This window comes from Streptomyces sp. NBC_00210 (assembly GCF_045160975.1).
Classification (GTDB): Bacteria; Actinomycetota; Actinomycetes; order Streptomycetales; family Streptomycetaceae; genus Streptomyces.
In genome coordinates this window covers 4,313,124-4,331,576 of the sequence record NZ_CP108120.1, presented here as the reverse complement: position 1 = coordinate 4,331,576, position 18,453 = coordinate 4,313,124, and the positions used below count along the sequence as shown (strand labels likewise).

Annotated in this window: 15 protein-coding genes and 2 tRNA genes; 14 read left to right on the top strand and 3 right to left on the bottom strand. The window is 68.4% G+C overall.

Annotated elements, in window-relative coordinates; translation table 11 throughout:
• Positions 1–316 precede the first annotated feature (316 nt).
• From dnaN to OG729_RS19540, 11 genes are all read left to right on the top strand, one after another.
• The gene (dnaN, locus tag OG729_RS19590; RefSeq protein ID WP_405807362.1) at positions 317–1,447 is read left to right on the top strand and encodes a DNA polymerase III subunit beta; all 1,131 of its coding nucleotides are present in this window, start codon (positions 317–319) and stop codon (positions 1,445–1,447) included.
• Between the two features lie 187 nt (positions 1,448–1,634).
• Entirely contained in the window at positions 1,635–2,513 is an 879-nt protein-coding gene (gene gnd, locus OG729_RS19585) for a phosphogluconate dehydrogenase (NAD(+)-dependent, decarboxylating) (RefSeq protein WP_360867106.1), read from the top strand.
• A 30-nt stretch (positions 2,514–2,543) separates the two neighbouring features.
• Positions 2,544–3,671 carry a DNA replication/repair protein RecF gene (gene recF / locus OG729_RS19580; RefSeq protein ID WP_360867103.1) on the top strand — a complete coding sequence of 376 codons (1,128 nt, stop codon included), beginning with the start codon at positions 2,544–2,546 and terminating at the stop codon, positions 3,669–3,671.
• Positions 3,668–4,228, top strand: a complete 561-nt coding sequence (locus OG729_RS19575; RefSeq protein ID WP_360867100.1) for a DciA family protein — start codon at positions 3,668–3,670, stop codon at positions 4,226–4,228. Before recF ends, OG729_RS19575 begins: the two co-directional genes overlap by 4 nt.
• A gap of 470 nt (positions 4,229–4,698) precedes the next feature.
• Positions 4,699–6,765 carry a DNA topoisomerase (ATP-hydrolyzing) subunit B gene (gyrB, locus tag OG729_RS19570; RefSeq protein WP_360867097.1) on the top strand — a complete coding sequence of 689 codons (2,067 nt, stop codon included), beginning with the start codon at positions 4,699–4,701 and terminating at the stop codon, positions 6,763–6,765.
• Positions 6,766–6,806: 41 nt separating this feature from the next.
• A complete protein-coding gene (gene gyrA / locus OG729_RS19565) occupies positions 6,807–9,416 on the top strand; it encodes a DNA gyrase subunit A (RefSeq protein ID WP_405807360.1) in 2,610 nt (869 codons plus the stop codon).
• A gap of 96 nt (positions 9,417–9,512) precedes the next feature.
• Positions 9,513–10,064, top strand: a complete 552-nt coding sequence (locus tag OG729_RS19560) for a DUF3566 domain-containing protein (RefSeq protein ID WP_360867092.1) — start codon at positions 9,513–9,515, stop codon at positions 10,062–10,064.
• A 69-nt stretch (positions 10,065–10,133) separates the two neighbouring features.
• Positions 10,134–10,207, top strand: a tRNA-Ile gene (locus OG729_RS19555).
• A gap of 168 nt (positions 10,208–10,375) precedes the next feature.
• Positions 10,376–10,510: a DLW-39 family protein gene (locus OG729_RS19550; protein WP_003958712.1), complete on the top strand. Its 135-nt coding sequence runs from the start codon at positions 10,376–10,378 to the stop codon at positions 10,508–10,510.
• 178 nt (positions 10,511–10,688) lie between these two features.
• On the top strand, positions 10,689–12,620 hold the full coding sequence (locus tag OG729_RS19545; RefSeq protein WP_405807358.1) for a vWA domain-containing protein: 1,932 nt from the start codon (positions 10,689–10,691) through the stop codon (positions 12,618–12,620).
• Positions 12,617–14,071 carry a hypothetical protein gene (locus OG729_RS19540; protein ID WP_405807356.1) on the top strand — a complete coding sequence of 485 codons (1,455 nt, stop codon included), beginning with the start codon at positions 12,617–12,619 and terminating at the stop codon, positions 14,069–14,071. The genes OG729_RS19545 and OG729_RS19540 overlap by 4 nt, the downstream gene beginning before the upstream one ends.
• Positions 14,072–14,085: 14 nt before the next feature.
• Here the strand turns inward: OG729_RS19540 and OG729_RS19535 are convergent, their stop codons facing one another.
• Positions 14,086–15,423 carry a serine/threonine-protein kinase gene (locus OG729_RS19535; protein WP_360867084.1) on the bottom strand — a complete coding sequence of 446 codons (1,338 nt, stop codon included), beginning with the start codon at positions 15,421–15,423 and terminating at the stop codon, positions 14,086–14,088.
• 56 nt (positions 15,424–15,479) lie between these two features.
• Entirely contained in the window at positions 15,480–16,028 is a 549-nt protein-coding gene (locus OG729_RS19530) for a DNA-binding protein (protein ID WP_328682482.1), read from the bottom strand.
• Between the two features lie 182 nt (positions 16,029–16,210).
• On the opposite strand from OG729_RS19530, the gene OG729_RS19525 reads away from it, so the two are divergent.
• Together OG729_RS19525 and OG729_RS19520 are read left to right on the top strand one after the other, a co-directional pair.
• Positions 16,211–16,283 (top strand) — tRNA-Ala (locus OG729_RS19525).
• Positions 16,284–16,498: 215 nt separating this feature from the next.
• On the top strand, positions 16,499–16,900 hold the full coding sequence (locus OG729_RS19520; RefSeq protein ID WP_405807354.1) for a DUF6344 domain-containing protein: 402 nt from the start codon (positions 16,499–16,501) through the stop codon (positions 16,898–16,900).
• A gap of 40 nt (positions 16,901–16,940) precedes the next feature.
• On the opposite strand, the gene OG729_RS19515 is transcribed toward OG729_RS19520, so the two are convergent.
• Positions 16,941–17,633: a DUF5324 family protein gene (locus tag OG729_RS19515; RefSeq protein WP_360867078.1), complete on the bottom strand. Its 693-nt coding sequence runs from the start codon at positions 17,631–17,633 to the stop codon at positions 16,941–16,943.
• Positions 17,634–17,907: 274 nt separating this feature from the next.
• Here OG729_RS19515 and OG729_RS19510 point away from each other — a divergent pair, with 274 nt between their 5' ends.
• The gene (locus OG729_RS19510) at positions 17,908–18,441 is read left to right on the top strand and encodes a peptidylprolyl isomerase (protein ID WP_405807352.1); all 534 of its coding nucleotides are present in this window, start codon (positions 17,908–17,910) and stop codon (positions 18,439–18,441) included.
• The last annotated feature ends 12 nt before the right edge of the window (positions 18,442–18,453 follow it).

Sequence of the window (18,453 nt, the reverse complement as noted above, 5' to 3'; positions counted from 1 at the left end):
GCGTCCACAGAAACACCGGGTTGTCCACCGGCTCCACCCACAGGTCCCGTGGACAAAAAAACGGGTCTGACCTGCGCAAACAGGGTTATCCACGGTTTCCACAGGCCCTACTACTACTCCCACCTAGAGTTATCGAGGAATTCGCTTCGAAGAAGGCCCTGTGCACAACTCGAGCCCGGAGCGCCCGACACCTCTTGCCACGACTTGACCCCGACCCGCACCGACTGTCGGTGCCGTACGTCAGACTGGTCCCCGGCGACACAGCCGACGACGAAGGCCAGCAAGGGCGAGCCAGCAACAGCAGGAGGCGGTTCCGGTGAAGATCCGGGTGGAGCGCGATGTACTCGCGGAGGCGGTGGCCTGGGTGGCCCGCAGCCTTCCGGCCCGTCCGCCGGCGCCCGTACTTGCGGGCCTTCTGCTGAAGGCGGAGGACGGCGCTGTCAGCTTCTCGAGCTTCGACTACGAGGTCTCGGCGCGGGTATCCGTGGAGGCGGAGGTGGACGAGGACGGCACCGTGCTCGTCTCCGGCCGGCTCCTCGCCGACATCTGCCGCGCCCTGCCCAACCGGCCGGTGGAGATTTCCACAGACGGTGTACGGGCGACCGTGGTCTGCGGCTCCTCGCGATTCACACTCCACACCCTGCCTGTGGAGGAGTACCCGGCGCTGCCGCAGATGCCGACCGCGACCGGCACCGTGCCCGGTGAGGTCTTCGCCTCCGCCGCCTCCCAGGTGGCCATCGCCGCGGGTCGCGACGACACGCTCCCCGTGCTCACCGGCGTACGCATCGAGATCGAGGGCGATACCGTCACGCTGGCCTCCACCGACCGCTACCGCTTCGCGGTCCGCGAGTTCCTGTGGAAGCCGGAGAACCCGGAGGCGTCCGCCGTCGCGCTGGTGCCCGCCAAGACGCTGCTGGACACCGCCAAGGCACTCACCAGCGGTGACACGGTCACACTGGCGCTTTCCGGCTCCGGTGCGGGCGAGGGGCTCATCGGTTTCGAGGGCGCCGGGCGGCGGACCACGACCCGGCTGCTCGAAGGCGATCTGCCGAAGTACCGGACGCTGTTCCCCACCGAGTTCAACTCCATCGCGGTCATTGAGACCGCGCCCTTCGTCGAGGCCGTCAAGCGTGTGGCGCTGGTCGCCGAGCGGAACACCCCGGTGCGGCTCAGTTTCGAGCAGGGCGTGCTGATCCTGGAGGCCGGTTCCAGCGACGATGCACAGGCTGTGGAGCGTGTGGACGCCCAGCTGGAGGGTGACGACATCTCGATCGCCTTCAACCCGACCTTCCTGCTGGACGGTCTGAGCGCGATCGACTCGCCGGTGGCCCAGCTCTCCTTCACCACCTCGACGAAGCCCGCGCTGCTGAGTGGCAAGCCGGCGGTGGACGCCGAGGCGGACGAGGCGTACAAGTACCTGATCATGCCCGTACGCCTCTCGGGCTGATGCACACAAGCGCGTTGGGCTCGGCCGCTCGGTCGGCGGTCCGGGGATTTGTCCCCCGCGACAACGCGGTACGCCTGAGCGGATGAGCCCCGGCGACTGAGCGCCTGACCCCACAGGTGTGCACCCGCGTCCGGGCGTAGGCTCGGTCGCGGGTACGAAACTGCACACAACGCTTAAGGAATCTCTGATGGAGCTCGGTCTCGTCGGTCTCGGCAAGATGGGCGGCAACATGCGTGAGCGCATCCGCCGCGCAGGCCACACCGTCATCGGATATGACCGCAATCCGGACCTCGCCGATGTCCACAGCCTTGAGGAGCTTGTGGGCAAGCTCAAGGGCCCGCGCGTGGTGTGGGTGATGGTTCCGGCGGGCGCCGCGACCCAGTCCACCATCGACGAGTTGGCCGCGCTGCTCGAGCCCGGCGATGTGGTGGTCGACGGCGGCAACTCCCGCTGGACGGACGACGAGAAGCACGCTGTCGAGCTGGGCATCAAAGGAATCGGCTTTGTCGACTGCGGTGTCTCCGGCGGTGTCTGGGGCCTGGAGAACGGCTATGCGCTGATGTACGGCGGCCACAAGGACCATGTCGAGCGCGTGCAGCCGATCTTCGACGCGCTGAAGCCCGAGGGCGACCTCGGCTCGGTCCACGCGGGCAAGGTCGGCGCCGGGCACTTCGCGAAGATGGTCCACAACGGCATCGAGTACGCGATGATGCAGGCCTATGCCGAGGGCTGGGAGCTGCTGGAGAAGGTCGACTCGGTCACCGACGTACGCGAGGTCTTCCGCTCCTGGCAGGAGGGTACGGTCATCCGTTCCTGGCTGCTCGACCTCGCGGTCAACGCGCTGGACGAGGACGAGCACCTGGACAAGCTGCGGGGTTATGCACAGGACTCCGGCGAGGGCCGCTGGACTGTGGAAGCCGCGATCAACCACGCGGTGCCGCTGCCCGCGATCACCGCGGCGCTGTTCGCTCGGTTCGCGTCCCGTCAGGACGACTCTCCCCAGATGAAGATGATCGCCGCGCTGCGCAACCAGTTCGGCGGTCACGCGGTCGAGAACAAGAAGTAGCCCTGAGCCGGGGGAGGTCGGCGTACATCCATGCACGTCACGCATTTGTCGCTGGCCGACTTCCGCTCGTACGCCCGGGTCGAGGTCCCGCTCGACCCGGGCGTCACCGCGTTCGTGGGGGCGAACGGGCAGGGGAAGACCAATCTCGTCGAGGCCGTCGGCTATCTGGCCACGCTGGCCAGCCACCGGGTCTCGTCGGATGCGCCGTTGGTGCGGATGGGGGCGGACCGGGCGGTGATCCGGGCTGCCGTCACGCAGGGCGAGCGCTCCCAGCTGATCGAGCTGGAGCTCAATCCCGGTAGGGCGAACCGGGCCCGTATCAACAGGTCCTCGCAGGTCAGACCGCGTGATGTGCTGGGGATAGTACGGACGGTGCTGTTCGCGCCGGAGGATCTGGCGCTGGTGAAGGGCGATCCGGGCGAGCGGCGGCGCTTCCTGGACGAGCTGATCACGGCGCGCTCGCCGCGGATGGCGGGAGTGCGGTCCGACTACGAGCGGGTGCTCAGGCAGCGCAACACCCTGCTGAAGTCCGCTGCCATGGCGCGGCGGCACGGTGGGCGTGGCATGGACCTGTCGACGCTGGATGTGTGGGACCAGCATCTCGCGCGGGCGGGCGCGGAGGTGCTGGCGCAGCGGATCGATCTGATCACGGCGCTGGAGCCGCTGGCGGAGAAGTCGTACGAGGCGCTCGCTCCCGGGGGCGGTCCCGTTGCCCTGGAGTACCGTTCCTCCGCCGGTGGCGAGGGCGGGGTTCACGGGCGGGATGCGCTGTACGAGCAGCTGATCGGAGCGCTGGCCGAGGTGCGCAAGCAGGAGATCGAGCGTGGCGTGACGCTGGTCGGGCCGCACCGGGACGATCTTGTGCTCAAGCTGGGGCAGCTGCCGGCGAAGGGGTACGCAAGCCACGGCGAGTCCTGGTCGTATGCGCTGGCGCTGCGGCTGGCCTCGTACGACCTGCTCCGGGCGGAGGGCAACGAGCCCGTCCTGGTGCTCGACGATGTCTTCGCGGAGCTGGACGCGCGACGTCGGGAGCGCTTGGCGGAGCTGGTCGCTCCCGGTGAGCAGGTGCTGGTGACGGCGGCGGTCGAAGACGATGTGCCGGGAGTGCTGGCGGGGGCGCGGTATGTGGTGGCGGACGGGGCGGTGGAGCGGGTATGAGCGAGGAGCCGGGACCCGGGCAGCCGGAGTCGCTGTCGCCGAAGGCGCCCGAGTCGTCGGGGGTCGACCTGGCGCGGGTCGCGCTGCGCGCGGCGAAGGAGCAGGCGAAGGCGCGGGGCGCGGCGGCGCAGCAGAAGAAGCAGGCCAGACGGGGCGGCGGGCTGCGGTCGGGGGCGCGCGCGGACGGCCGCGATCCGCTGCCGCTGGGTGCGGCGATCAACCGGCTGATCACCGAGCGCGGCTGGGAGACGCCGGCCGCGGTGGGCGGGGTGATGGGGCGCTGGCCACAGATCGTGGGCGAGGACCTGGCGAACCACTGCGTACCGCTGAAGTACGACGAGGATCCTGACGAGCGCGTGCTGACGGTGCAGTGCGACTCGACTGCGTGGGCGACGCAGCTCAGGCTGCTGGCGCCGCGGTTGGTGGCGCGGCTGAACGAGGACCTGGGGCATGGGACAGTACGGCTGATCAAGGTGCTGGGGCCGGGCGGGCCGCAGCGGGGATACGGGCGGTTGCGGGCGCCGGGGAGTGTGGGGCCGGGCGACACGTACGGCTGAGGCCGGGTCTCTGCCCGGTCCTTTCCCGAAAGCGGCGGCGCCGCCGGGCCTCCGAGTGTCGCTGCCGTGGTGCGGGCGAATGCAGCCCACGGATCCCGCGGCCTCCGCGTCGGGACTGCGCCTCGTCCGGACCGCGGCCTCTGCACGAACCGGGTGCCCGCCCTGGACCGCGCCGATGCCCCGCCCCACCCGCCCCCCACACCCCGATCGCATCCCCCGACCCATGTGACGTGTCCCTCACCGTAGCCAGTGGTTGACAGGCCGAAGCGCTCAATGCCCGTGTGAGCCTCCTGAAGCCCCTTCCTGGATATGGGGAGTCGGACCGTTACGGTTCAGGGCGGCACATGCGGACTCAGCTACCGGCAAACCCCCATTAGGGTCGGCGGTACCGGTAGACTGATAGACAATCCCGCCCACTCGCGGAACATGTCGAACGACGCAGCCGCTCCCGCCTGCCCGGAGAACGGCTTGTGCTGTGCCAGAAAGGGCGCTTCGTGGCCGATTCCGGCAACCCCAACGAGAACATCCCGTCCACTCCTGCCGGTGGGAACGGCGAGGTAACCGCCTCGTACGACGCCAGCGCGATCACAGTCCTCGAGGGTCTGGACGCGGTCCGCAAGCGCCCCGGCATGTACATCGGCTCGACCGGTGAGCGTGGACTTCATCACTTGGTGTACGAGGTCGTCGACAACTCTGTCGACGAGGCCCTCGCAGGCCACGCCGACAGGATCGATGTCACGATCCTCGCCGACGGTGGCGTACGCGTGGTCGACAACGGCCGTGGCATCCCGGTGGACATCGTCCCCTCCGAGAACAAGCCGGCCGTCGAGGTCGTACTCACCGTCCTGCACGCGGGCGGCAAGTTCGGCGGCGGCGGCTACGCCGTCTCCGGCGGTCTGCACGGCGTCGGTGTCTCCGTCGTCAACGCCCTGTCGTCCAAGGTCTCCGTCGAGGTCAAGCGCGACGGCTACCGCTGGACGCAGGACTACAAACTCGGCGTCCCCACCGCCCCCCTCGCGCGGACGGAGGCCACCGACGAGACCGGCACCACGGTCACGTTCTGGGCCGACGCCGACATCTTCGAGACGACCGAGTACTCCTTCGAGACGCTTTCGCGCCGCTTCCAGGAGATGGCCTTCCTCAACAAGGGCCTGACCCTGACGCTGACCGACGAGCGCGAGTCCGCCAAGGCCACCGCGGGCGCGGACGCCCCTGAGGAGCCGGAGCAGGAGCCGCCCGCCAGGACGGTCACGTACTACTACGAGGGCGGCATCGTCGACTTCGTTAAGTACCTGAACTCCCGCAAGGGCGATCTGATCCACCCGACTGTCATCGACATCGAGGCGGAGGACAAGGAGCGGATGCTCTCTGTCGAGATCGCCATGCAGTGGAACTCCCAGTACACCGAGGGTGTGTACTCGTTCGCCAACACGATCCACACCCATGAGGGCGGTACGCACGAAGAGGGCTTCCGGGCCGCGCTCACGGGCCTGGTCAACCGTTACGCGCGCGACAAGAAGCTGCTGCGCGAGAAGGACGACAACCTCTCCGGCGAGGACATCCGCGAGGGTCTGACCGCGATCATCTCGGTCAAGCTGGGCGAGCCGCAGTTCGAGGGCCAGACCAAGACCAAGCTGGGCAACACGGAGGCGAAGACCTTCGTCCAGAAGGTGGTGCACGAGCACCTCACCGACTGGTTCGACCGCAATCCCAACGAGGCCGCGGACATCATCCGCAAGTCCATCCAGGCGCAGACGGCGCGTGTCGCGGCCCGTAAGGCCCGTGACCTGACCCGCCGCAAGGGCCTGCTGGAGTCGGCGTCGCTGCCGGGCAAGCTGAGCGACTGCCAGTCGAACGACCCGACCCAGTGCGAGATCTTCATCGTCGAGGGTGACTCCGCCGGCGGTTCGGCGAAGTCCGGCCGTAACCCGATGTACCAGGCGATCCTGCCCATCCGAGGCAAGATCCTGAACGTCGAGAAGGCGCGGATCGACAAGATCCTGCAGAACACCGAGGTCCAGGCGCTGATCTCGGCCTTCGGTACCGGAGTCCACGAGGACTTCGACATCGAGAAGCTCCGCTATCACAAGATCATTCTGATGGCGGACGCCGACGTGGACGGCCAGCACATCAACACCCTGCTGCTGACCTTCCTCTTCCGTTTCATGCGACCGCTGGTCGAGGCCGGGCACGTCTATCTCTCGCGTCCGCCGCTCTACAAGATCAAGTGGGGCCGGGACGACTTCGAGTACGCGTACTCGGACCGCGAGCGCGACGCGCTCGTCGAGCTCGGCAAGCAGAACGGCAAGCGGATCAAGGAAGACTCGATCCAGCGCTTCAAGGGTCTCGGCGAGATGAACGCCGAGGAACTGCGCGTCACCACGATGGATGTGGACCACCGCGTTCTCGGCCAGGTCACGCTGGACGACGCGGCTCAGGCCGACGATCTGTTCTCGGTGCTGATGGGTGAGGACGTCGAGGCACGGCGCTCGTTCATCCAGCGCAATGCCAAGGACGTCCGCTTCCTCGACATCTGAGTCGGTCTCAGCTGACCGCACGAAAGGACTGAAGACCAGCAATGGCCGACGAGAACACTCCTGCCACGACCGAAGAAGAAGAGCCCGTGCTGCGGATCGAGCCCGTCGGGCTCGAGACGGAGATGCAGCGCTCGTATCTCGACTACGCGATGTCCGTCATCGTCTCGCGTGCGCTGCCCGACGTGCGGGACGGTCTCAAGCCCGTCCACCGGCGTGTGCTCTACGCGATGTACGACGGTGGGTACCGGCCCGAGAAGGGCTTTTACAAGTGCGCCCGCGTCGTCGGCGATGTCATGGGTACGTACCACCCGCACGGCGACTCCTCGATCTACGACGCCCTGGTCCGGCTGGCCCAGCCGTGGTCGATGCGGATGCCGCTGGTGGACTCCAACGGCAACTTCGGCTCTCCGGGCAACGACCCGGCCGCCGCCATGCGGTACACCGAATGCAAGCTGATGCCGCTGTCGATGGAGATGCTCCGGGACATCGACGAGGAGACCGTCGACTTCCAGGACAACTACGACGGCCGCAATCAGGAGCCGACGGTTCTGCCGGCCCGGTTCCCGAATCTGCTGGTCAACGGTTCGGCCGGTATCGCGGTCGGTATGGCCACCAACATTCCGCCGCACAATCTGCGTGAGGTCGCGGCGGGCGCCCAGTGGGCGCTGGAGAACCCTGACGCCACCCACGAGGAGCTGCTCGACGCACTCATCGAGCGGATCAAGGGCCCGGACTTCCCGTCCGGCGCGCTGGTCGTGGGACGCAAGGGCATCGAGGAGGCGTACCGCACCGGTCGCGGCTCCATCACGATGCGCGCGGTCGTCGAGGTCGAGGAGATCCAGAACCGCCAGTGCCTGGTGGTCACGGAGCTTCCGTACCAGACCAACCCGGACAATCTCGCCCAGAAGATCGCCGACCTGGTGAAGGACGGCAAGATCGGCGGCATCGCGGACGTCCGCGACGAGACTTCCTCCCGTACCGGCCAGCGCCTGGTCATCGTGCTCAAGCGCGACGCCGTCGCCAAGGTCGTGCTGAACAACCTCTACAAGCACACCGACCTGCAGACGAACTTCGGCGCGAACATGCTGGCGCTCGTCGACGGCGTGCCGCGCACGCTCTCGCTCGACGCCTTCATCCGCCACTGGGTGCACCACCAGATCGAGGTCATCGTCCGGCGTACGAAGTTCCGCCTGCGCAAGGCGGAGGAGCGGGCGCACATCCTGCGCGGTCTGCTCAAGGCGTTGGACGCGATCGACGAGGTCATCGCGCTGATCCGGCGCAGTGACACGGTCGAGATCGCCCGCGAGGGCCTGATGGGCCTGCTGCAGATCGACGAGATCCAGGCCAACGCCATTCTCGAGATGCAGCTGCGCCGACTGGCCGCCCTGGAGCGCCAGAAGATCGTCGCCGAGCACGACGAGCTGCAGGCCAAGATCAACGAGTACAACGCGATCCTGGCCTCGCCCGAGAAGCAGCGCCAGATCGTCAGCCAGGAACTGGCCGTCATCGTCGAGAAGTTCGGCGACGACCGGCGCTCCAAGCTGGTGCCCTTCGACGGTGACATGTCCATCGAGGACCTGATCGCCGAGGAGGACATCGTCGTCACCATCACGCGTGGCGGCTACGTGAAGCGTACGAAGACGGACGACTACCGCTCGCAGAAGCGCGGCGGCAAGGGCGTACGCGGCACGAAGCTCAAGGAAGACGACATCGTCGACCACTTCTTCGTTTCCACGACGCACCACTGGCTGCTGTTCTTCACCAACAAGGGCCGGGTCTACCGCGCCAAGGCGTACGAGCTGCCGGACGCCGGCCGCGATGCGCGCGGCCAGCACGTCGCCAACCTGCTCGCCTTCCAGCCGGACGAGCAGATCGCCGAGATCCTGGCGATCCGCGACTACGACGCCGCGCCCTATCTGGTGCTCGCCACCAAGGGCGGTCTGGTGAAGAAGACGCCGCTGAAGGACTACGACTCGCCGCGATCGGGTGGTGTCATCGCGATCAACCTCCGTGAGACGGAGGACGGCAGCGACGACGAGCTGATCGGCGCGGAGCTGGTGTCGGCCGAGGACGATCTGCTGCTCATCAGCAAGAAGGCGCAGTCGATCCGGTTCACGGCGACGGACGATGCGCTGCGCCCGATGGGACGCGCGACGTCCGGCGTCAAGGGCATGAGTTTCCGTGAGGGAGACGAGCTCCTCTCGATGAATGTTGTGCGGCCGGGTACGTTCGTGTTCACTGCCACCGATGGCGGGTACGCGAAGCGGACCGCCGTTGACGAGTACCGCGTTCAGGGGCGTGGTGGCCTCGGAATCAAGGCCGCCAAGATCGTCGAGGACCGCGGTTCGCTGGTCGGCGCGCTGGTGGTCGAGGAGACGGATGAGATCCTCGCCATCACGCTGGGCGGCGGTGTGATTCGTACGCGAGTCAACGAAGTCAGGGAGACGGGCCGTGACACCATGGGCGTCCAACTGATCAACCTGGGCAAGCGCGATGCCGTGGTCGGTATCGCTCGTAACGCCGAGGCCGGTCGTGAGGCAGAAGAGGTCGAAGGGACCGTAGAGGTCGAAGGGACCGTAGAGGCCGACGGTGAGGCGGCCGAGGTGGCAGTCGAGGGCACGCAGCCCTCGGCCGGGGAGCACGAGGAGTAAAGCGTGAGTGGAGCCACGGGCGCCGGATCGGCCGCTGCTGGAGCTGCTGGAGCGAACGGTGCCCGTGGCCCCGCCACGGACTCCCAGGGGGTTACGGTGACGGACACCCGGGGGCCAAACCCCCCTTACGAGACGTACGGCGGCGAGCAGCCGCCCCAGCAGCCTGCGCAGCCGTACCACCCGCCGCAGGCGTATCCCTCGCCGCCGGGCGGTGGCGGCGCGCCGCAAGCGGGGGGCGCTATGCGCCTGCCGCGCACCGGGGCGCGCACGACGCCGCGTACGCGCAAGGCACGGCTGCGGGTGGCCAAGGCCGACCCGTGGTCGGTGATGAAGGTCAGCTTCCTGCTCTCCATCGCGCTGGGCATCTGCACCGTCATCGCGGCCGCGGTGCTGTGGATGGTCATGGACGCGATGGGCGTCTTCTCGACGGTCGGCGGGACGATCAGCGAGGCCACCGGCTCCAACGAGAGCAATGGTTTCGACCTTCAGTCGTTCCTGTCGCTGCCGCGGGTGCTCATCTTCACCTCGGTGATCGCGGTGATCGATGTGGTGCTGGCGACGGCGCTGGCGACGCTGGGGGCCTTCATCTACAACCTGTCGGCCGGTTTCGTGGGTGGTGTCGAGCTCACCCTCGCCGAGGACGAGTGAGGCATGACAACCGATTTTGGGACTGGCCCCGACGTGCGCTAATCTTCATGAGTCAGCGCGCAGCGCGGCGGGGCTATAGCTCAGTTGGTTAGAGCGCATCCCTGATAAGGATGAGGCCACAGGTTCAAATCCTGTTAGCCCCACAGTCGTGATTCGGCCCGGACGGAGATTCTCCGTCCGGGCCGATCGCTTTGTCCGGGGCAGTAGTTGAGGCGTGCACGGCTGGTACGCAGGTCACCGATCGGTATCGGTCGGTGTGTATAGTCGGGCGCCAGAAGTCCTCATACGTCAAGGAAAGACGAGGTCGCGCGGTGAAGAAGCTTCTCCTGGTCGCACTGGCCGCCATCGGCGGGCTCCTCGTGTACCGCCAGATCCAGGCGGATCGCGCCGAGCAGGATCTGTGGACGGAGGCGACCGACTCCGTGCCCGCAGGTTCGGGTGTGTGAGACGCAGCATTCTTGGATCACCAAGCCCCGGTCGCTGAAGCGGCCGGGGCTTCGTGCTGCCCGGGCCCGGTCGATGCGGGGTGGCGTTGCGAGACCGTGACTATCCTGCCCTTGAGTTCACCCTCGCAAATCACTAGCTTGCAAGAGCAAATATGGGGGACTCGGAAGGGGAACACGAGTGACGGCACGACTGGGCCACCGCGCGACGGTGGCGACGATCGGAGCGGCGCTGCTGGCCCTTGCGGCCGGCCCGCTGCCGGTCGCGAGAGCAGCCGCACCGGCGGGGGCAGCAGGGCAGGCGGGGAAAGCGGGGCAGGCGGCACGGGCCGAGGTGCCCGACGGGAAGAGCGGGCTCGTCATGGTGCTCGACTCCTCCGGCTCCATGGCCGACGACGACGGCACGGGGCAGACCCGGATGGCATCCGCCCGCGCGGCCGTCGGAACGGTCGTCGACGCCCTTCCGGACGGCTTTCCCACCGGCCTGCGGGTCTACGGCGCGGACCGGCCCAAGGGCTGCACCGACACCCGGCTGGCCCGGCCGGTCGGGCCACTGGACCGCGCGGGCATGAAGCAGGCCGTGGCAGCCCTGCAGCCCAAGGGCGACACCCCCATCGGGCTCTCGCTGCAGAAGGCCGCCAACGACCTCCCGGCGCCCGCGGACGGCTCCATCGGGACCCGTACGATCCTGCTGATCTCCGACGGCGAGGACAACTGCGGCTCCCCGCAGCCCTGCGAAGTCGCCCAGCAGCTCTCCAAGGGCGGGATCGGGCTGCGCATCGACACCGTCGGCTTCCAGGTGCGGGGCGCGGCACGAGCGCAGCTCGAGTGCATCGCGAAGGCGGGCAACGGCCGTTACTACGACGCACCCGACGCCAAGGCGCTCGCCCGACAACTCCAGCGCTCCGCGCAGTTGTCGGCCGACGGATACCGCTTCCGCGGCAAGCAGGTCGAGGGCGCGCCGCAGCGGGACGCGGCACCGGCTCTCGTACCGGGGCAGTATCTGGACACCATCGGCCCGGGCGAGCGGCGGTACTACGCGGTCGACCTCGATGCCGAGACCACTGTTCAGTTCTCGGCGACGGCGGTGCCCCAGGCCGGCGCGGCGGTGGACACCTTGGACGCACTGCGCACCAGGATCGCGTACGGCACTGACAGTTCCTGCGGGACGAGCACCGAGCACTTCTTCCAGAAGGAGGGGGCGACCCCGCTGACTTCGGCCGTTGCCCGGATTCCCAGCGAGAAGGGCATGAGCTCCTGTGACAAGGCGGGCCGGTACTGGCTGGTCGTGGAGCGGGAGAGCAAGAAAGGCTCGGACGCCGCGCGCTGGCCGCTGGAGCTGACGTACGGGTCCGAGAAGCCGCTGCCCAAGGGTGTGACGCCGGCCCAGTCGCAGCCTGAGTATGGGCACGTCGGCAAGGCCGCCCAGCTGCCCACCGGGGACCCGCGCGATGTGGCGGGCGGCACCGGCTTCAACGACGCCAGGGAGATCGGGCAGGGCGTGTGGCGGGACAAGGTGCTGCCGTCGCAGACGCTCTGGTACAGGGTCCCGGTCGGCTGGGGTCAGCAGCTGCGCTACGACGTGGAGTTCGCCAACGAGCCCACTGTGGACGGCGCCTCCTCGGTCTGGTCCTACGGAGCCACGCAGGTCTTCACGCCGGGCCGGGCGCCGGTCGGCGGCGGCACCGCGGAGTTCAGTCCGCAGTCCATTTACAACGGCCGGCCGATGGCACTGAAGATGGGCACCGTGCCGGTCGCCTGGACCAACCGCCACGAGTCCCACCCCAATGTCGTCCCCGTGCACACCAAGGGCGGTTTCTACATCGCCGTCACGCTCGGCGCCAAGGCCGCCGAAATCGCCGAGAACCCCCGGATCGGCGTCGTGTTGCGGGTCGCGGTGCTGGGCGACGAACTGTCCGGTCCGCAGCATGACGCGCCCCTGCTCGCGAAGAAGGGGGACAAGCAGGGTGATTCGGCTGCCCGCCAAGACAGCAAAGCGGCTGCCGGGGCAGGATGGTCCGGCACCGCGACCGCCGCGGCGGCAGGCGGCGCAGTCGTCCTGATCGCGGGCCTGGTGCTCGTACTGGTACGGCGGACAAGGAGAAGCGCGTGAAGAGGCAGCGCGGCAGCGGCCGGGTGACGCTGGCGGCCATGGCGGCGATGTGCGCGGTGGCGGCGCTGCCCGGGCAGGCCTGGGCAGCCGGCGAGCCCAATCCGTACGCCTTCGACAGCGAAGCGAAGACGGTCAAGGGCTCGGCGGTGAACAGCGACGGGCCGCCCCTGAAGGCCGGATCGACCTACCGGGACATCATCAAGCCGGGCGAGAAGCGCTATTACCGCGTCGACCTGGATGCCAAGACCAATGCGTACATCTCGGCGGTGGCCGTCCCCAAACTGGCTACCAAGGTCGCGTACGCGGACAAGCTCGCGGTGAGCATCGAGGACCGCTCGGGCATCAAGTGCGGTGACGACGACGCCCAGTTCGGCGCGGCCACATACGCCAGGCCGGTGGCCGCGTATGCGGACCGGACCATCGAGAAGGGCAGCAGCAGCTGCCAGGATGCAGGCGCGTACTACGTACTCCTGGAGCGGTCCGGCGAGGACACCTCGACGCCCGAGCCGTGGGACGTGGAGATCCGTTTCGCCTCCGAGCCCGGGCTGAAGTCGGCCGGTCCGACTGCGCCGCCCGAGAACTGGCCGTCCGCATCGCCCGCCGCGCCCGGCGGCGGACCGCAGAAGCGGCACGGCGGCACGAGCTTCACGGACGCCACCGGCCTGAAGGAGGGCGAGTGGCAGGACCAGATCACCCCTGGCCAGACGCTCTTCTACCGGGTTCCGGTGAACTGGGGACAGCAGATCTTCGCCAGCGCCGACCTCGGCAGCAGCGCGGCGCCCGACAGCGCGCAGAGCGTCGGCAACGCCCTCGTCATGGCCCTGCACAACCCGGCACGCGGGATGGTGGAGGACACATCGAGCATGTACTACGACGGCAAGCAGAAGACGCTGGCGCTCGATCCGCTGCCGCCGGTGGCGTACGAGAACAGGCACGACTCCGACAGCTCCAACAGCGCCATGCGGTTCGCCGGCTGGTACTACCTCTCGGTCACGCTCAGCCCTGAGATCGGCGAGCAGTACGGCAAGAAGGCGATCCCGCTGACGCTGCGGGTGAATGTCGAGGGCGAGGCGCAGAGCGCTCCCGCATACGCCGGGCCCGCGGGAGACTTCGAGGTCACCCAGGACGACCAGGAGGCCGCGGACAGCGGGAAGAGCGCGCCTCAGGCGGCGAAGGGCGACACGATGAAGCTGGTCGCGGCGGCCGGGATCGGTGCGGGGGCCGTGCTGGTGGTGGGGCTCGGCGTGTGGACGCTGCTGGCCCGGCGGCGCACGGGCGCGGGTGCGGTGCCCGAGGCGGCGCCCGGGCCGGTCGCTCCGTTCCCGCCGCAGGCGCAGGCGCAGGCGCAGGGGCAGATCCAGGGGCACATTCCCGGGCAGGCACAGGTTCCGGCTCAAGGGCAGGTTCCGGGACAGGCGCCGGGGCAGTACGGGCCGCCGCCCTCCTGGTAGTTGAGGGCCGGCGGTCAGGCCTGGGTCAGTGCCCAGATACCGACCGCGAAACACAGCAGCGCGACGATCAGCACCGGGACCGCAACCTTCGGGGGCGGTCCCGGTCGCTTTCCGGACGCCGTCGGAATCGGCGCGTGCGGGAGCGGAACCTGCGGGCTCTGAGCGGTGTAAGCACGAGTAGAAGGCGGTTCGTACTGCACCGGGGCGGTCGGCCCGGTCGGAGCATGAAGAGGGGAGGCGCCGTGCGCCGGTACAGGTGTCGGGATGGGGGTCGGCGTGGGCGTCGGCTCCGGTGCCGCGGGCATGGGGGGAGGAGTGGACGGCTGGGCCACGTGCGGGAGTTGTGCGGGCGGCTGCTGAGGTGGCGGGGCCAGATGGAAGCTGCCCGTCTCCGACGGCGGGAGCGGCGGCTGCACGGGAGCCTGCGCGGCCTGCGGGACATGAGGGGCCTGTGGGGCAGCTGCTGCGGCCGTTACGGGACCGGTGGGGCCGAAGCCCCCAGGGAGCGGCCCGATCTGGTCGAAGACCTCCACCGGCTCGTCGTCGGCCCCGGCGTCCGGGAGCATTTCGACGGCCGCCGTCAGCGCCTTCCGCGCGCCCGTGGCCGTACGGAACCGAGCCCCCGGATCGGGCTGCAGCAGACCGGCCAGCACCTGCCACAGCGGTTCCGGGATGCCCTGGGGAGCGCCGGGAGTCCCGTTGTTGGCGAAGTGCTCGACCAGCGCCCTGGAGTCGGGCTTCTGGCCCTCGAGCAGATAGAGCGCGACCAGGCCTACCGCGAAGAGATCGGCCGGGAAGTCCGGCTCCGCGCCCATCATCTGCTCGGGCGCGAAATAACCGGGCGTGCCCACCACATAGTTCGTCTCGGTCAGCCGCGGCTCGCCCTTGCGCATCGAGATGCCGAAGTCGGACAGCCGCAGATGCGGCCGCCCGGTTCCGGTGGCCTCCAGCAGGATGTTCGCCGGCTTGATGTCGCGGTGCACGACCCCCTCCGCGTGCACCGCGGCAAGTCCGGACAACAACTGATCGAGCAGGGTGCACACAAAACGGGGAGGCAACGGGCCATAGTCGCCGATCACATGCGCAAGCGACCCGCCACTCACCAGATCCATGGTGAACAGCACCTTGTCGTCGTCCGCGGCCCAGCTGGCCGGGGCGAGGACATGCGGGTGATCGATCCGCAGAGCCTGCTCGCGGACGAAGCGCAGCAGCGTGTGCGCATCGCTCTGCTGCAGCACCTTGGCCGCGACATAGCGACGGCGCCGGTGATCCCAGGCACGCCAGACCGCACCGACACCGCCACGTCCGATCGGGTCGATCAGTTCATACCGACCAGCGAAGACCTCACCCATTGCGCTGCGCCCGCTCCCCGTTCCCCAGTGAGGCCCGCTGCCTCAGTCAGCTCCAGTCAGCTCTGATGCGACTCGTAGTGCGCGACCGCGTCAGCCGTGCGCCCCGCGCCGTACACCCTGAGGAACTCTGCCAGCTCGGGGTGGCTCGGGGCGAGCGAGTCCGCAGCATCGATGATGTCGCCCGCCGCGGCCACGGAACGCAGCAGCGACTGGATCTCCCGTACGACACGGCGCACCGTCGGCGCACCGGAACTGCTCGTGCTCTGGCTGGTGCCGGTCAATACAGAGCCCCCCTGCGACTTCTTGATCTCTTCCATCCGGTCAGTGGCTTCGACAGCGCTGACGCTGCCGTCGGCCACCTGGCTCGCCAAATCCTGCAGCGCCTGCACACGCTGGACGACCGCGGGGTTGCCGATCTTCGCGCGCTGGCCGCTCATCAACTGGGAGAGCATGGGAGCCGACAGCCCGAGCACCGCCGCGAGGCGGGCCTGATTCAGACCCAGATCATCGATCAGCCGACGGAAGAGCGCCCCCAGCGGCTCTCCGTACCAGCTGCGCTGCAGCTCTCTGGCTCTTGCGGTTGTTTCCTGCTGAGCGGCGTCCATGTGCGTCTCCCCATCGCTTCCCCAAAGCGGGCTTCGCTGCTGCGAACCACGTCGAGCATCTTACGGAGCGTGGTCGCCCATAGGGAGTCCTAATCCTTTTGCAGGATCTGGGGGGTCACCCGGTACTCTGGTCCCCGGCGGTCGCCGAGACAGGTTTCTGCTCGGCCGTACCCACCCATCCCGGGGCCTTAGCTCAGTTGGTAGAGCGCTGTCTTTGCATGGCAGATGTCAGGGGTTCGACTCCCCTAGGCTCCACACCCAAAGGGCGCTCCGATCTGTTCTCGACAGATCGGAGCGCCCTTTTCGCTGCCCCCTTACCGCCTCGCGGCTCTGCTCGCACTGCGGATTGGACCGTCCGGGTGGTGTTCATCGGAAGAACTGCGCAGCGGCGGCGTAGCTCCCGCACTTCTCAAGATGCGTACACATCATGAGGAAGGTATGTAGATCGCTCAACCCGAAAGCGAGGGGTCATGGCCGCCTTGAAGGTCAGAAATCTGTGGACCGCGCTCATCAGCGCGTTCTTTGCACTGCTTGCCTCGGTGGGGCTGACCACCGCCACCACCGCCGCCGAGCAGCCGGCCGCGCAGACGCCGGACCGGCCGGGTCTGCCGACCGTGCCGAAGCAGCGGCGCAGGCAGGCCGTCCGGGCGACGGCATCATCCCCCCATACACGCTGGAACCCGATCGCGCGCGACAGATCCCTGCCGCCGACGATCAAGCAGCGGATCCGCGCCGAGGCCCACGGCTCATCGCCCGCCAGCCGGCACCTGCCCGCACCCGACGCCGACAGCGCCGACGCCCTCCACCTTCCCGACGGCGGGCCGCGCACCACTCCCGACCCCGCCACCGACCGGGCGCTCGCCTCAGCATGAGGCGCCGGGAGCTCTCACTGCCTCCCGGCGCCACCAGCCATCAGGCACGGTCGTCGCGATCCGCGGCTTCCGCCTCAGCCTGCTTCGCCTGCACCTCCGGGTCGAGATCGGATCGCTCACTGCCGTCGACGGACGACAGCGGCGCGCGGTCGGAGACCTCCGTGGCAGCGGGCGGTTCGACCAGCCAATCGGGGTTGGCCTGCTTGTCCCACCACTTCCAGACGGCGACAGCTCCACCGGCCACCACGCCAATGATCGCAAGGCCCTTGGCGAGACGACCGGCCCTGGCACGCCGTTCGTGCTTCCTCACCAACTTCTCGATTTCCTTCGCCGTCACCTGCCCACGTAGCGCGGCCAGCGCCGCAGCGGAGCGGGCCACAGCCTCTTCCCGAACGGGCTGAGTGACGGCCACCGCGTGCTCGACACGCGGAACGGTGTACTCCGCCGCCTGGCGAGCGGTCCTCCGGGCCTGAATCGCGGCCCGGCGCGCAGCGCGGTCCACATTCGGCGGCACATGCGGCGCCACACGCGTGCCGTACTGCACACGCGCCTGCACACGGGCCTTCTTAGCTGCCTTCGAGACTTTTGGCGCGAGCCGTACGCGGGCCTCGTGCGCGTAGTGCGCGGCCTGGTCCTTTGCCGTATCGGCGTAGGGCGCCACCACGTCCGCGGCGTGCAGCACGCTGTCCTTCGCCGTACCGGTCGCGGCGCGCACGCTGTCCATGCGGGTCACGGGATCCTCCTCCTCGGTGGCGTTCTGGGGGACTGGGGGCTTATTTCCAGTTGGGCACAGTTTCGCCTTTCCACCCGTTTCGAAATCATGCCTGTTGACTGCCGTCTCGGCATGCGGGGCGGGCATCCGGGTCATGTAGGTACCTTGTGGACGACGATGCCACGGTTCGCCTCATAACGCGCCGCCCAGTCGGCTACCCGGCGGCTTTTCTCCCTACACGACTCTTCCGTGCGAGGATCGGGAGACGTCAGAGAAGACTTACGGAAGGCACACCGTGGCCGAGCAGCTTTACGCCACCCTGAAGACCAACCAGGGCGACATCGAGATTCGGCTCCTGCCGAACCACGCCCCGAAGACGGTCAAGAACTTCGTGGAACTCGCCAACGGCGAGCGGGAATGGACCAACCCGGCGACGGGCAAGAAGTCCACGGACAAGCTGTACGACGGAACGGTCTTCCACCGCGTGATCAGCGGCTTCATGATCCAGGGCGGCGACCCGCTGGGCAACGGCACCGGCGGCCCGGGCTACGAATTCGGGGACGAGTTCCACCCCGACCTCGCCTTCGACAAGCCGTACCTGCTGGCCATGGCCAACGCCGGACCGGGCACCAACGGCTCGCAGTTCTTCATCACCGTGTCGCCCACCGCCTGGCTCACCCGTAAGCACACCATCTTCGGCGAGGTCACCAGTGAGGCCGGCAAGAAGGTCGTGGACACCATCGCAGGCACCCAGACCAACCCGCGCACCGACCGCCCGGTCAATGACGTCATCATCGAGTCGGTCGTCGTCGAAACCCGCGAAGGCTGATCCCACGGGAAC